The organism is Pseudomonas sp. 20-5 (assembly GCF_056782835.1).
Window position 1 is genome coordinate 5,355,069 of record NZ_CM165584.1, and the last position, 14,677, is coordinate 5,369,745.

A 14,677-nucleotide genomic window follows, 5' to 3' on the forward strand; every position below is an offset into this window, starting at 1 on the left:
ACCCGCAGCCTGTAGCCTGCCGGCCCAAGCATGAGGGAAGCGGCATGTACATCTACCGACTGGTCCTGCTCCTGGTCGTGGGCATCTATCTCTTTTCCCCCGCCATCATGGACTGGTGGATCGACCCCAACGGCGCCTGGTACCGCCCGTACCTGCTGTGGCTGATCCTCATCGTGGTCACTTTCATCCTGCAGAGCCAGCGCGATGCTGACGAGCTTTAGCCTGACCCAGCTGATCCTGATCAGCGTCGCCTACCTCTCCACCCTCTTCGGCATCGCCTGGATCACCGAGCGCGGCTACGTGCCGCGCCGGCTGGTACGCCACCCGCTGGTCTACACCCTGTCGCTGGGCGTCTACGCCAGTGCCTGGGCGTTCTACGGCACGGTAGGCCTGGCCTACCAGTACGGCTACGGGTTCCTCGCCATCTACCTGGGGATTTCCGGGGCCTTCCTGCTCGCCCCGGTGCTGCTCTATCCGATCCTCCGGGTGACACGCGCCTACCAGCTGTCCTCGCTGGCCGACCTCTTCGCCTTCCGTTTCCGCAGTACCTGGGCCGGCGCCCTGACCACGCTGTTCATGCTGATCGGCGTGCTGCCGATGCTGGCCCTGCAGATCCAGGCGGTCACCGACTCGATCAGCATTCTCACCCGCGACCCGGCCCAGGAGCGGGTCGCGTTCGTCTTCTGCACCCTGATCACCCTGTTCGCGATCCTCTTCGGCGCTCGCCACATCGCCACCCGCGAACGCCACGAGGGACTGGTGTTCGCCATCGCCTTCGAGTCGCTGGTCAAGCTGGTGATGCTCGGCAGTATCGGCCTCTACGCCCTGTACGGCGTCTTCGGCGGGCCGGAAGGCCTGGAAGTCTGGCTGCTGCAGAACCAGACCGCGCTGACCACCCTGCACACGCCGCTGGCCGAAGGTCCATGGCGAACGCTGCTGCTGGTGTTCTTCGCCGCGGCCATCGTGATGCCGCACATGTTCCACATGATCTTCACCGAGAACCTCAACCCGCGCGCGCTGATTTCCGCCAGTTGGGGCCTGCCGCTGTTCCTGCTGCTGATGAGCCTGGCGGTACCGCCGATCCTCTGGGCCGGGCTGCGCCTCGGCGCCTCGACCACACCGGAGTACTACACCATCGGCCTCGGCCTGGCGGTGGACAGCCCGGCCCTGGCCCTGGCCGCCTTCATCGGCGGCATCTCCGCCGCCAGCGGGCTGACTATCGTGATGACTCTGGCGCTCTCGGGAATGGTCCTCAACCACCTGGTGCTGCCGCTCTACCAGCCGCCGGCGCAGGGCAACATCTACCGCTGGCTGAAATGGACCCGGCGCCTGCTGATCGTCGCCATCATCATGGCCAGCTACGCCTTCTACCTGCTGCTGGGCGCCGAACAGGACCTCTCCAACCTGGGCATAGTGTCCTTCGTCGCCACCCTGCAATTCCTTCCCGGCGCCCTCTCGGTGCTGTACTGGCCGACCGCCAACCGCCGTGGCTTCATCTCCGGGCTGATCGCCGGCATGCTGGTCTGGGCGATCACCATGCTGCTGCCCCTGATGGGGAACGTACAGGGCCTGTACCTGCCGCTGTTCGACGTGATCTACGTGCTGGACGATTCGAACTGGCACCTGGCGGCGCTGTCCTCGCTGGCGGCCAACGTGCTGGTATTCACCCTGGTGTCGCTGTTCACCGAGGCCAGCGACGAGGAAAAAGGCGCCGCCGAGGCCTGCGCGGTGGACAACGTACGCCGTCCGCAACGCCGCGAACTGTTCGCCGGTTCGCCGCAGGAGTTCGCCAGCCAGTTGGCCAAGCCGCTGGGCGCCAAGACCGCGCAGAAGGAGGTCGAGCAGGCCCTGCGCGATCTCCACCTGCCCTTCGACGAACGTCGCCCCTATGCCCTGCGTCGCTTGCGCGACCGCATCGAGGCGAACCTTTCCGGGCTGATGGGACCCAGTGTCGCCCAGGACATCGTGGAGACCTTCCTTCCCTACAAGACCAGCGAAGAAAGCTATGTCACCGAGGACATCCACTTCATCGAGAGCCGCCTGGAGGACTATCACTCCCGGCTGACTGGCCTGGCTGCCGAACTCGACACCCTGCGCCGCTACCACCGGCAGACCCTGCAAGACCTGCCGATGGGCGTCTGCTCCCTGGCCAAGGACCAGGAAGTGCTGATGTGGAACCGCGCCATCGAGGAACTCACCGGGGTCGGCGCGCAGAAGGTCGTCGGTTCGCGCCTGTCGGCCTTGCCCGAACCCTGGAAGGGCCTGCTGGAACGTTTCATCGACGCCCCCGACGAGCACCTGCACAAGCAGCGCCTGGTCTACGACGGCCACACCCGCTGGCTGAACCTGCACAAGGCGGCCATCGAGGAACCCCTGGCGCCGGGCAACAGCGGCCTGGTGCTACTGGTGGAAGACCTCACCGAAACCCAACTGTTGGAAGACAAGCTGGTCCACTCCGAGCGCCTGGCTTCCATCGGCCGCCTTGCCGCCGGGGTGGCCCACGAGATCGGCAATCCGATCACCGGCATCGCCTGCCTGGCGCAGAACCTGCGCGAGGAACGCGAAGGCGACGGCGAGCTGACCGAGATCAGCGAGCAGATCCTCGACCAGACCAAGCGCGTATCGCGCATCGTCCAGTCGTTGATGAGCTTCGCCCACTCCGGCAGCCACCTGCAGGCCCTGGAACCGGTGTGCCTGAGCGAAGTCGCCCAGGAGGCCATCGGACTGCTGTCGCTGAACCGGCGTAGCGTCGAAGTAGAGTTCTTCAACCTCTGCGATCCGGCGCACTGGGTCGAGGGAGACTCGCAGCGCCTGGCCCAGGTGCTGATCAACCTGCTCTCCAATGCTCGCGACGCCAGCCCGCCGGGCGGCGCGATCCGGGTCCGCAGCGAAGCCTCGGAACATACCGTGGACCTGGTCGTCGAGGACGAGGGCAGCGGCATTCCGAAGGCGATCATGGACCAGTTGTTCGAACCGTTCTTCACCACCAAGGACCCCGGCAAGGGGACCGGGCTCGGCCTCGCACTGGTCTATTCGATCGTGGAAGAGCATTATGGACAGATAACCATCGAGAGCCCGACGGATCACCAGCGAGAAGGCGGCACCCGCTTCCGCGTGACCCTGCCGCGGCACCCTGGCCCGACGGCCGAGCTGTAGACGAGCACGTCGAGAGAGCTGAATACATGGCACATATTCTGATCGTCGAAGACGAAACCATTATCCGATCTGCATTGCGACGCCTGCTGGAGCGCAACCAGTACCAGGTCAGCGAAGCCGGCTCGGTGCAGGAAGCCCAGGAGCGCTACACCATCCCCTCCTTCGACATGGTGGTCAGCGACCTGCGCCTGCCGGGCGCCCCCGGCACCGAACTGATCAAGCTCGCCGAAGGCATTCCGGTGCTGATCATGACCAGCTACGCCAGCCTGCGTTCGGCGGTGGATTCGATGAAGATGGGCGCGGTGGACTACATCGCCAAGCCTTTCGACCACGACGAAATGCTCCAGGCCGTGGCGCGCATCCTCAAGGACCGCCAGGAGAACCGCAGCGCGGCCCCGGTCTCCGCCAACGGCGGCAAGGCCGGCGGCGAGCGCGGCGCCAGCCCGGCGGCAGCCGACGGCGAGATAGGCATCATCGGCTCCTGTGCGCCGATGCAAGAGCTGTACAGCAAGATTCGCAAGGTCGCGCCGACCGACTCTACGGTACTGATCCAGGGCGAGTCCGGCACCGGCAAGGAACTGGTCGCCCGCGCCCTGCACAACCTGTCGAAGCGCGCCAAGGCGCCGCTGATCTCGGTGAACTGTGCGGCGATTCCGGAAACCCTGATCGAATCCGAGCTGTTCGGCCATGAAAAAGGCGCCTTCACCGGTGCCAGCGCCGGGCGCGCCGGGCTGGTCGAAGCGGCCGACGGCGGCACCCTGTTCCTCGACGAGATCGGCGAACTGCCGCTGGAGGCCCAGGCCCGCCTGCTGCGCGTATTGCAGGAAGGCGAGATCCGCCGGGTCGGCTCGGTGCAATCGCAGAAGGTCGACGTGCGCCTGATCGCCGCCACCCACCGCGACCTGAAAACCCTGGCCAAGACCGGGCAATTCCGCGAAGACCTCTATTACCGCCTGCATGTGATCTCGCTGAAGCTGCCCGCCCTGCGCGAGCGTGGCAACGACGTGATGGAGATCGCCCGCGCCTTTCTGGCTCGCCAGTGCACCCGGATGGGGCGCGCGCCGCTCAGCTTCGCCCACGACGCCGAACAGGCGATCCGCCATTACCCATGGCCGGGCAACGTGCGCGAACTGGAAAACGCCATCGAGCGGGCGGTGATCCTCAGCGAGAGCCAGGAAATCCACGCCGACCTGCTGGGTATCGACATCGAGCTGGACGACCTCGAGGACGACTTCGCCGCCGACCTCGGCCTCGGCCCGGCGGGCGCCGCGGCCAGCAACCACGAGCCCACCGAGGACCTTTCGCTGGAAGACTACTTCCAGCACTTCGTCCTCGAGCACCAGGACCACATGACCGAGACCGAGCTGGCCCGCAAGCTGGGCATCAGCCGCAAATGCCTGTGGGAACGCCGCCAGCGCCTGGGCATTCCGCGGCGTAAATCAGGGGCCTCGGCCGACTCGTAACACCCTGCAACCTGTTACCGCGGACGTACCGCGTAACAGAAACCGGGTTCATCGGTAACGGGAACCCGGTTTTTTTGTGCCCTCCGCCGACCCACCGAAAACCTCAACCCCTTGATTTTACTGGGTTTCGAAAAACTGGCACGGCATCTGCTTATGTATTGGCACAACAACAATAACAAGCAACGACGAAGACAATAAAAACAACACGTAACGACTCCAGCACAACAAAAACAAAATCGCGGAGGCGCAGCTAACTGATTCTTTTGGAGAGGAGTTGCTGTCGGGACCCGTCCCGCAGCCAGTCGGAAGAAGAATAAAACTGCCTTGAGGCAGCGCACAGACTGGTTGGATCGCTCGACGATCATGGCAGCATCAGCGACCAAAGCAATCCGTTTGCTATTGAACTCCCAGCCTGGGAGATATCCCTGAAGCGACTGGCTCAAGGGACGGGTCGACAAACAAAAACAACAAGCCCGAAATCATAATAAAAACAAAGCACGCACCTACTTGGGGGGGAGCTTCGGCTCCCCCAGTAGCTTCACCCCCTCCCTCCGTTTTCCCCGTTTTTCCTTCGCCTTACACCATTTCCCCATCCAATGCTAGAATCCGCGCAGACTATGCGGCCATCCGCATGCCTTGCCAGATTCACCGCAGCCTTCCCGGCCCTCTCCCGCTTCGCGGGAACAGGATGTACGGCCCCTGTTCGTTTCTGTCAGGATGCATGGCGCAGTCGGTTCCGGCGCCCGGGACGCCCTGTGCGTCGCGGGGCCAAACATTCAACGGGTACAGAACACGCCTCGCCCGAGAGGTCCTGATAATGCCGCAGCATTACCCGACGTCCGTCCTGTTTGAGCAACGCAGGCGTGCAATCACCCACATCGTGCTCCCGATAACACATCCATGCTGAAAAAGCTGATCCAGACCATTCGTTCCCCCCTGCGCCGTCCGCGCGCCGTCCGTACAACCCCGGAAGTCATCGGTAACAACCAGCACTCCCTGCGCCGGGACCAGTTCAGCCGGAACGCCGTCAAGGTCGTCGAGATCCTCCAGCGGGCCGGCTACCAGGCCTACGTGGTCGGGGGCTGCGTACGCGACCAGATGCTCGGCATCGCTCCCAAGGACTTCGATGTCGCCACCAGCGCCACGCCGGAGCAGGTCCGCGCCGAATTCCGCAACGCGCGGATCATCGGCCGCCGCTTCAAACTGGTACACGTGCACTTCGGCCGCGAGATCATCGAGGTCGCCACCTTCCGCGCCCATCATCCGGAAGGCCAGGACGATGGCGATAGCCGCGCGTCCAGCAACGAAAGCGGCCGCATCCTGCGCGACAACGTCTATGGCAGCCTGGAAGACGACGCCCAGCGCCGTGACTTCACCATCAATGCCCTGTACTTCGACGTCACCAGCGAGCGGCTGCTGGACTACGCCAATGGCGTTCACGACATCCGCAATCGCCTGATCCGCCTGATCGGCGATCCGGAGCAGCGTTATCTGGAAGACCCGGTGCGGATGCTGCGGGCGGTACGTTTCGCCGCCAAGCTCGACTTCGAAATCGAGAAGCACAGCGCCGCGCCGATTCGCCGGCTGGCCCCGCTGCTGCGGGAAATCCCTTCGGCGCGCCTGTTCGACGAGGTGCTCAAGCTGTTCCTCGCCGGCCGGGCCGAGCGCACTTTCGAACTGCTGGTCGAGTACGAACTGTTCGCGCCGCTGTTCCCGGCCAGCGCCAAGGCACTGCAGGCCAACCCCGACTACACCGGCAAGCTGATCCGCCAGGCCCTGGCCAATACCGATGCGCGCATTCGCCAGGGCAAGCCGGTAACCCCGGCCTTCCTCTTCGCCGCGCTGCTCTGGCCGGCCCTGCCGGCGCGCGTCGCGCAGTTGCAGGAGAAAGGCATGCCGGCCATCCCGGCGATGCAGGAAGCCGCCCACGAACTGATCAGCGAACAGTGCCAGCGGATTGCCATTCCCAAGCGTTTCACCCTGCCGATCCGCGAGATCTGGGATATGCAGGAACGTCTGCCGCGACGCCAGGGCAAGCGCGCCGACCTGCTCCTGGAAAACCCGCGCTTCCGCGCCGGCTACGACTTCCTCCTGCTGCGCGAAAGTGCCGGCGAGGAAACCGAAGGACTCGGCCAATGGTGGACCGATTACCAGGAAGTCAGCGACAGCGAGCGGCGCAACATGATCCGCGACCTGGTCAGCCAGGAAGACGGCAGCGCCCCGCGCAAGCGTCGCCGCGGCGGCAACAGCGGCCGTCGGCGCCGCGGGCCGCGCAAGGAAGGCAGCGGCGGAAGCGGCGAATGATCCAGCGCGTCTACGTGGCGCTGGGCAGCAACCTGGCCGAACCGCGCGAGCAGATCCAGGCTGCCCTCGATGCCTTCGAGCGGCTTCCCGAGACCCGCCTGGTCGCCGTCTCGCCGCTCTATATCAGCGACCCGCTCGGCCCCGCCGACCAGCCGCGCTTCGTCAACGGCGTGGCGGCCCTCGACACCAACCTGGCGCCGCTCGACCTGCTCGACGCCCTGCAGGCCATCGAACTGGAACAAGGGCGCGTCCGCGACCTGCGCTGGGGTCCGCGCACGCTCGACCTGGACATCCTGCTGTTCGGCGAACAATTGCTTGACCTGCCGCGCCTGAAGGTGCCGCACTACCACATGCAGGCGCGCGCTTTCGTGCTCTATCCCCTCGCCGATCTCGCCCCCGACCTGCGCCTGCCCGATGGCCGCCACCTGCCGGAGCTGCTCGCGGCCTGTCCGTTCGAGGGCATCGAACGCCTTCCGGGCGCCTGACCCTGCCTGCCCGCCGCTGCGCGGATACCTCGCGGCGGGCTCTTCACACTGTTACCGAAAAGCTGACGAAGGACGCCGCGGATGGGCGTACACTGCGCGCGCAACCGCAGGCGGCGCGGCGTTCGGCAGTGGCAGTAACGCCGTAACAATGCGGTAACACCTGCAATTGACTTCGAGCCACCCCATCCGGACTATAAGTGGCCGTTTGCCCCGCGCCGGCTCATCACCGGCCCAACGAGGAGCCTTTCCATGCCTGATGTAACCCTGACCACCCTGCAAGGGTTGAAGCAGAGCGGCGAGAAGATCGCCATGCTGACCTGCTACGACGCCACCTTCGCCCACACCGCCAGCCAGGCCGGCGTGGACGTGCTTCTGGTCGGAGATTCGCTCGGAATGGTATTGCAGGGTCACGACAGCACCCTGCCGGTCAGCAACGAGGAAATGGCCTATCACACGGCCTGCGTGAAACGCGGTAACAAAGGTTCCCTGATCGTCACCGACCTGGCCTTCGAATCCAGCCATTCCATGGCCCAGACCCTTGCCGACGCGGTCCGCCTGATGCAGGCCGGCGCACACATGGTCAAGCTGGAGGGTGGGGCCTGGCTGGCGGAGCCGATCGCCCGCCTGGCACAGATGGGCGTGCCGGTCTGCGCGCATCTCGGCCTGACCCCGCAGGCGGTCAACCTGTTCGGCGGCTTCAAGGTCCAGGGCCGCCAGGAAACCCAGGCGCGCCAGTTGCGCGCCGATGCCATCGCCCTGGAGCAGGCCGGCGCCGCCATGCTGCTGCTGGAGTGCGTGCCCAGCGTGCTGGCCGAAGAGATCACCCAGGCGGTGAAGATCCCGGTGATCGGGATTGGCGCCGGTGCGGCGACCGATGGCCAGGTGCTGGTCATGCACGACATGCTCGGTCTCTCGCTGACCGGCCGCTCGCCCAAGTTCGTCAAGGATTTCATGCAAGGCCAGGAGAGCATCCCGGCCGCCATCGCGGCCTATGTCCGCGCCGTCAAGGACGTGTCCTTCCCCGCCGCCGAACACGGATTCAACGCATGAACACCGTCAAGACCGTCCGTGAACTGCGCGCCGCGGTGGCGCGCGCCCGCAGCGAAGGCAAGCGCATCGGCTTCGTGCCGACCATGGGCAACCTCCACGCCGGCCATGCCGCGCTGGTAAAGAAAGCCGGCGAACGCGCCGACTTCGTGGTCGTCAGCATCTTCGTCAACCCGCTGCAATTCGGCCCCAGCGAAGACCTCGACACATACCCGCGAACCCTCGCAGCCGACCAGGAACGCCTGCTCGAAGCCGGCTGCCACCTGCTGTTCACCCCGACCGTCGAGGAAATGTACCCCGACGGCATGGACGGGCAGACCCGCATCCATGTTCCCGGCGTCTCCGAAGGTCTTTGCGGCGCCAGTCGTCCCGGCCATTTCGAAGGCGTGGCGACCGTGGTCAGCAAGCTGCTGAACATGGTCCAGCCGGACCTCGCGCTGTTCGGCGAAAAGGATTTCCAGCAGTTGGCGGTGATCCGCAAGCTGGTCCGCGACCTCAACCTGCCGGTGCAGATCTTCGGCGAGCCGACGGTGCGCGCCGCCGATGGCCTCGCGTTGTCCTCGCGCAACGGTTACCTCGACGAGCAGCAGCGCGCCGCCGCCCCGGCGATCTACCGCACCCTGCGGCAGCTCGGCGAACGCATCCGCGCCGGCGCCGAGGACTTCCCGGCATTGCTCGCCGACGCCCGCCAGGCCCTGGAACAGGCCGGGCTGCGCCCCGACTACCTGGAAATCCGCGAGCCGATCAGCCTGCGCCCCGGGGTACCCGGCGACCGCCAACTGGTGATCCTGGTCGCCGCCTACCTGGGCAGTACGCGGCTGATCGACAACCTCTCAGTCCACCTCGATTGACGCATGCCGAGCCCCCGGTTCCCGGGGGCTTGAGCGCTCACCACGGACTCGCCATACTCTGCCGCCCCCCGCGGACCCGATAGGAGTCGCCCCATGCACGCCATAATGCTCAAAGCCAAGTTGCATCGCGCCGAAGTCACCCATGCCGTCCTCGACTACGAAGGCTCCTGCGCCATCGACGGCGATTGGCTGGACCTCTCCGGAATCCGCGAGTACGAACAGATCCAGATCTACAACGTCGACAACGGCGAGCGCTTCACCACCTATGCGATCCGCGCCGAGAACGGCTCGAAGATGATCTCGGTGAACGGCGCCGCGGCACACAAGGCCAAGGTCGGCGACCGCGTGATCATCTGCGCCTACGCACACTACAGCGAAGCCGAACTGGCCAGCCACAAGCCGCGCATGCTGTACATGGCGCCGGGCAACCAGCTCAGCCATACCAGCGAGGCGATTCCGATACAGGTCGCCTGACCTCGCCCCCTCTGGATAAAGCCCGGTTTCATCCGGGCTTTTTCATGTTCAAATAAGTGCGCCATCGAATTCCAACCAGAAGGTCAGCCATGAAGCACCACCTCACTCCGCTGGATGCCACGCAACTCGACAGTTGGCGCGCCCTGGCCGCCCATCGCCAGGAACTGCAGGACTTCAGGATGCGCCAGGCGTTCATCGACGATCCGGAGCGCTTCAAGCGGTTTTCCTTCAGCGCCTGTGGGCTGTTCCTCGACTTCTCGAAGAACCTGATTCGCCAGGACACCATCGACCTGCTGGTGAAGCTGGCCGAGGAAGCACGGCTGAGCGACGCGATCCGGGCGATGTTCGACGGCGAGGCGATCAATGCCTCCGAGCGCCGGCCGGTACTGCATACCGCGCTGCGTCGACCGATCGGCGACAAGGTGCTGGTCGATGGCGTCGACGTGATGCCGGAAGTCCACCGCGTCCTGCACCAGATGACCGAGCTGGTGGGCTACGTGCACAACGGCCTGTGGCGCGGCTATACCGAAAAGCCGATCACCGACGTGGTGAACATCGGCATCGGCGGCTCCTTCCTCGGCCCGCAACTGGTATCCGAAGCCTTGCTGCCGTTCGCCCAGAAAGGCGTGCGCTGCCACTACCTGGCGAACATCGACGGTAGCGAGTTCCATGAACTGGCCAGCCGCCTGAACGCCGAGACCACCCTGTTCATCGTTTCCTCCAAGTCCTTCGGGACCCTGGAAACCCTGAAGAACGCCCAGGCCGCACGCGCCTGGTACCTGGCCCAGGGCGGCACCGAGGAAGAGCTTTACCGCCATTTCATCGCCGTCTCCAGCAACAAGGAAGCCGCGATCGCCTTCGGCATCCGCGAGGAAAACATCTTCCCCATGTGGGACTGGGTCGGCGGCCGCTACTCGCTGTGGTCGGCCATCGGCCTGCCGATCGCCATGTCCATCGGCATCTCCAACTTCAAGGAACTGCTGTCCGGCGCCTATAACATGGACCAGCATTTCCAGACCGCGCCGTTCGAACGCAACATCCCGGTGCTGCTCGGCCTGCTCGGCGTCTGGTACGGCGACTTCTGGGGCGCGAACAGCCACGCGATCCTGCCCTACGACTACTATCTGCGGAATATCACCGACCACCTGCAACAACTGGACATGGAATCCAACGGCAAGAGCGTGCGCCAGGACGGCACGCCGGTCACCAGCGGCACCGGGCCGGTGATCTGGGGTGGTGTCGGCTGCAACGGCCAGCACGCCTACCATCAGTTGCTGCACCAAGGCACCCAGTTGATCCCGGCGGACTTCATCGTCCCGGTGAGCAGCTACAACCCGGTGGCCGACCATCACCAGTGGCTGTACGCCAACTGCCTGTCGCAGAGCCAGGCGCTGATGCTCGGCAAGAGCCGCGAGGAGGCCGAGGCCGAACTGCGCGCCAAGGGCCTGCCGGAAGCCGAAGTGCAGCGCCTGGCGCCGCACAAGGTGATTCCGGGCAACCGACCGAGCAACACCCTGGTGGTCGAGCGCATCAGCGCCCGCCGCCTCGGCGCGCTGATCGCCATGTACGAGCACAAGGTCTACGTACAGAGCATCCTCTGGGGCATCAACGCCTTCGACCAATGGGGCGTGGAGCTTGGCAAGGAACTCGGCAAGGGTGTCTATTCGCGCCTGGTCGGCAGCGAGGAAACCCCGGCCGAGGACGCCTCGACCCAAGGCCTGATCGACTTCTTCCGCGGCCGCCATCGCGGCTGATCCGCCTCTCCCCAAAGCCCGGCCCTAGGCCGGGCTTTTTCATTCCGTCCGGCGATTGACCCCCGCGCCTTCCCCGCTCGCGTCTTTGGCACTTGAACATGGCTCTCGCCTGGCCCACCCTTGGTCGAACCTGGAGAGGGGCCGCGTGCGGTCTCTCGACACCTTGCGGAGCAGAAAAACAAAGGAAACCGCCATGTTCGAGATCAGCGTCCACCCGGTGCCGGACGCCGTCCGCCAGCGTGCCTACCTGAACGACGACGACTACCAGCGCCTGTACCGCCAATCCGTCGAGAACCCCGACGAGTTCTGGGGCGAGCAGGCCAAGGCCTTCCTCGATTGGTTCAAGCCCTGGCACAGCGTCCACCACGGCGACCTGAGGAAAGGCCAGGCCACCTGGTTCAAGGGCGGCCAGTTGAACGTCGCCTACAACTGCATCGATCGCCACCTGGAACGCCGCGGCGAACAGATCGCGATCGTCTGGGAAGGCGACAACCCCAGCGAATCCGCGCACATCACCTACCGCAAGCTGCACCACAACGTCTGCCGCCTGGCTAACGTGCTGAAGAGCCGCGGCGTGGAAAAGGGCGACCGGGTCTGCATCTACATGCCGATGATTCCCGAGGCCGCCTACGCCATGCTCGCCTGCGCCCGTATCGGGGCGGTGCACTCGGTGGTGTTCGGCGGCTTCTCGCCGGACTCGCTGCGCGACCGCATCCTCGATGCCGACTGCCGCACCGTGATCACCGCCGACGAGGGCGTGCGCGGCGGCAAGTACATCCCGCTGAAGCAGAATGTGGAAAAGGCACTGAAGGACTGCCCGGACGTCTCTACCGTGGTGGTGGTCGAGCGCACCCAGGGCGACATACCCTGGGTCGAAGGTCGCGACATCTGGTACCACGAGGCGCTCCACGCGGCCTCAGCCGACTGCCCGGCGGAAGCGATGGACGCCGAGGACCCGCTGTTCATCCTCTATACCTCCGGCAGCACCGGCAAGCCGAAGGGCGTGTTGCACACCACCGGGGGCTACCTGCTCGGCGCGGCGATGACCCACAAGTACGTGTTCGACTACCACGATGGCGACGTCTACTGGTGCACCGCCGACGTCGGCTGGGTCACCGGACACAGCTATATCGTCTACGGCCCGCTGGCCAACGGTGCCACCACCCTCATGTTCGAGGGCGTGCCCAACTACCCGGACGCCTCGCGCTTCTGGCAGGTGATCGACAAGCACCAGGTGAATATCTTCTACACCGCGCCGACCGCGATCCGCGCGCTGATGCGCGAAGGCGACGCCCCGGTCCGCCAGACCTCGCGCAGCAGCCTGCGCCTGCTCGGCTCGGTGGGCGAGCCGATCAACCCGGAGGCGTGGGAATGGTACTACCAGGTGGTCGGCGAGAAGCGCTGCCCCATCGTCGATACCTGGTGGCAGACCGAGACCGGCAGCATCCTGATCACCCCGTTGCCCGGCGCCACTGCGCTAAAGCCAGGCTCGGCTACCCGCCCGTTCTTCGGCGTGCAACCCGTGCTGCTCGACGAGAAAGGCAAGGAAATCGACGGCGCGGGCAGCGGCGTACTGGCGATCAAGGCCAGTTGGCCGAGTCAGATCCGCAGCGTCTACGGCGACCACCAGCGGATGATCGACACCTACTTCAAGCCCTACCCCGGGTATTACTTCAGCGGCGACGGCGCGCGCCGCGACGAGGACGGCTACTACTGGATCACCGGCCGGGTCGACGACGTGATCAATGTCTCCGGACACCGGATCGGCACCGCCGAGGTCGAGAGCGCGCTGGTCCTGCACGATGCGGTGGCCGAGGCGGCAGTGGTCGGCTGCCCGCATGATGTGAAGGGCCAGGCCATCTACGCATTCGTCACCCTGATGGCCGGCAGTCAGCCCAGCGAGGCGCTACAACAGGAATTGCTGGCCCTGGTCGGCAAGGAGATCGGCAGCTTCGCCAAGCCGGATCACCTGCAATGGGCGCCCAGCCTGCCGAAGACCCGCTCCGGCAAGATCATGCGGCGTATCCTGCGCAAGATCGCCTGCAACGAGCTGGACAGTCTCGGCGATACCTCGACCCTGGCCGATCCGGGAGTGGTGCAGGGGTTGATCGACAACCGCCTCAACCGCTGACCCGCGCAACCGTCCCGCCGCCCTGCGGCGCGGGACGGTTCCAGTCTCTCCGGCGCCTGGGTTAAGCTCGTGCCTGCCCTGTCGTAGCGAGCCCCCCATGGAAAGCGTCCGTCGCCATATCGAAAGCCAGGTGCTGAGCCTTACCGGGCTCGCCGTCGGCGGTGTCGACTTCGAGTCGCCGAAAGGCGATCCGGGCCTGTTCGGCCCCGATGCCGCCTGCTGGAAGGTCCACGGCGACTTCAGCAGCATGATGATCGGCGGCATCGGCGCGCTGCTCCTGCAGATGCTCCATCCGCTGGCCCTGGCGGGGGTGTGGGACCACTCCAATTTCCGCGACGACCTGCTCGGGCGCCTGCGTCGCACCGGTCAGTTCATCTCGGCCACCACCTACGGCCCGCTGGCCGATGCCGAGCGACTGATCGAGCGGGTCCGGCGCATCCACGAAAGCGTCATCGGCCAGTTGCCCGACGGCACGCCCTACTCCGCCAGCGACCCGGACCTGCTGACCTGGGTGCATGTCGCCGAGGTCAGCAGCTTTCTCAAGTCCTACCTGCGCTATCTCAATCCCGACCTGCCGGGCAGCGAGCAGGACCGTTACTACTCGGAAATCGCCCTGGTCGCCGAACGCCTCGGCGCCCGCGCGGTACCGCGCGACCGCCAGCAGATCGCCGCCTACCTGGAGGCCATGCGTCCACGCCTGCGTTGCGACGAACGCACCCGCGAAGTGGTGCGGATTCTCTTCAACGCACCAGCGCCCAGCACCCTGGCCAGGCCGTTCGGCGCGCTGATGCTGCGCGCAGGCGCCGAGCTGTTGCCGGAATGGGCCGGATCGATGCTCGACCTCCCGTTCAGTCCGCTACAACGCCGCCTGATCCGCGGCAGCGTCAGGCGCAGCGTACCCTTGCTGCGCTGGGCGGTGCGCAACGCTTCGATGCATCGAGCCTGCCGGCGCATGGGGCTGCCGCCGGTGAGCCACTGAACTTTCGTGCCGTGACAGCAAGAATACCCGTCC

General features: G+C 65.5%; 11 protein-coding genes. All 11 read left to right on the top strand.

What is annotated here, in order from left to right; translation table 11 throughout:
- Positions 1-44: 44 nt before the first annotated feature.
- A complete protein-coding gene (locus AC1RB9_RS24740; protein ID WP_003095129.1) occupies positions 45-221 on the top strand; it encodes a hypothetical protein in 177 nt (58 codons plus the stop codon).
- Complete coding sequence (gene cbrA, locus AC1RB9_RS24745; protein WP_003095132.1) at positions 205-3,156, top strand: two-component system sensor histidine kinase CbrA; 2,952 nt, start codon at positions 205-207, stop codon at positions 3,154-3,156. Before AC1RB9_RS24740 ends, cbrA begins: the two co-directional genes overlap by 17 nt.
- Positions 3,157-3,182: 26 nt before the next feature.
- Positions 3,183-4,619: a two-component system response regulator CbrB gene (gene cbrB / locus AC1RB9_RS24750; RefSeq protein ID WP_003095138.1), complete on the top strand. Its 1,437-nt coding sequence runs from the start codon at positions 3,183-3,185 to the stop codon at positions 4,617-4,619.
- 900 nt (positions 4,620-5,519) lie between these two features.
- On the top strand, positions 5,520-6,923 hold the full coding sequence (locus tag AC1RB9_RS24755; RefSeq protein WP_003095142.1) for a polynucleotide adenylyltransferase PcnB: 1,404 nt from the start codon (positions 5,520-5,522) through the stop codon (positions 6,921-6,923).
- Positions 6,920-7,408, top strand: a complete 489-nt coding sequence (folK, locus tag AC1RB9_RS24760; protein WP_003095144.1) for a 2-amino-4-hydroxy-6-hydroxymethyldihydropteridine diphosphokinase — start codon at positions 6,920-6,922, stop codon at positions 7,406-7,408. Before AC1RB9_RS24755 ends, folK begins: the two co-directional genes overlap by 4 nt.
- A 249-nt stretch (positions 7,409-7,657) precedes the next feature.
- The gene (gene panB / locus AC1RB9_RS24765) at positions 7,658-8,458 is read left to right on the top strand and encodes a 3-methyl-2-oxobutanoate hydroxymethyltransferase (RefSeq protein ID WP_003457157.1); all 801 of its coding nucleotides are present in this window, start codon (positions 7,658-7,660) and stop codon (positions 8,456-8,458) included.
- Positions 8,455-9,306, top strand: a complete 852-nt coding sequence (gene panC / locus AC1RB9_RS24770; RefSeq protein WP_003457159.1) for a pantoate--beta-alanine ligase — start codon at positions 8,455-8,457, stop codon at positions 9,304-9,306. The genes panB and panC overlap by 4 nt, the downstream gene beginning before the upstream one ends.
- A 93-nt stretch (positions 9,307-9,399) precedes the next feature.
- The gene (gene panD / locus AC1RB9_RS24775; protein ID WP_003095150.1) at positions 9,400-9,780 is read left to right on the top strand and encodes an aspartate 1-decarboxylase; all 381 of its coding nucleotides are present in this window, start codon (positions 9,400-9,402) and stop codon (positions 9,778-9,780) included.
- An 89-nt stretch (positions 9,781-9,869) separates the two neighbouring features.
- Complete coding sequence (gene pgi / locus AC1RB9_RS24780; RefSeq protein ID WP_003100194.1) at positions 9,870-11,534, top strand: glucose-6-phosphate isomerase; 1,665 nt, start codon at positions 9,870-9,872, stop codon at positions 11,532-11,534.
- Between the two features lie 193 nt (positions 11,535-11,727).
- Positions 11,728-13,665 carry an acetate--CoA ligase gene (acs, locus tag AC1RB9_RS24785; RefSeq protein WP_003095161.1) on the top strand — a complete coding sequence of 646 codons (1,938 nt, stop codon included), beginning with the start codon at positions 11,728-11,730 and terminating at the stop codon, positions 13,663-13,665.
- 97 nt (positions 13,666-13,762) lie between these two features.
- Positions 13,763-14,644: an oxygenase MpaB family protein gene (locus AC1RB9_RS24790; RefSeq protein WP_003113910.1), complete on the top strand. Its 882-nt coding sequence runs from the start codon at positions 13,763-13,765 to the stop codon at positions 14,642-14,644.
- Positions 14,645-14,677 lie beyond the last annotated feature (33 nt).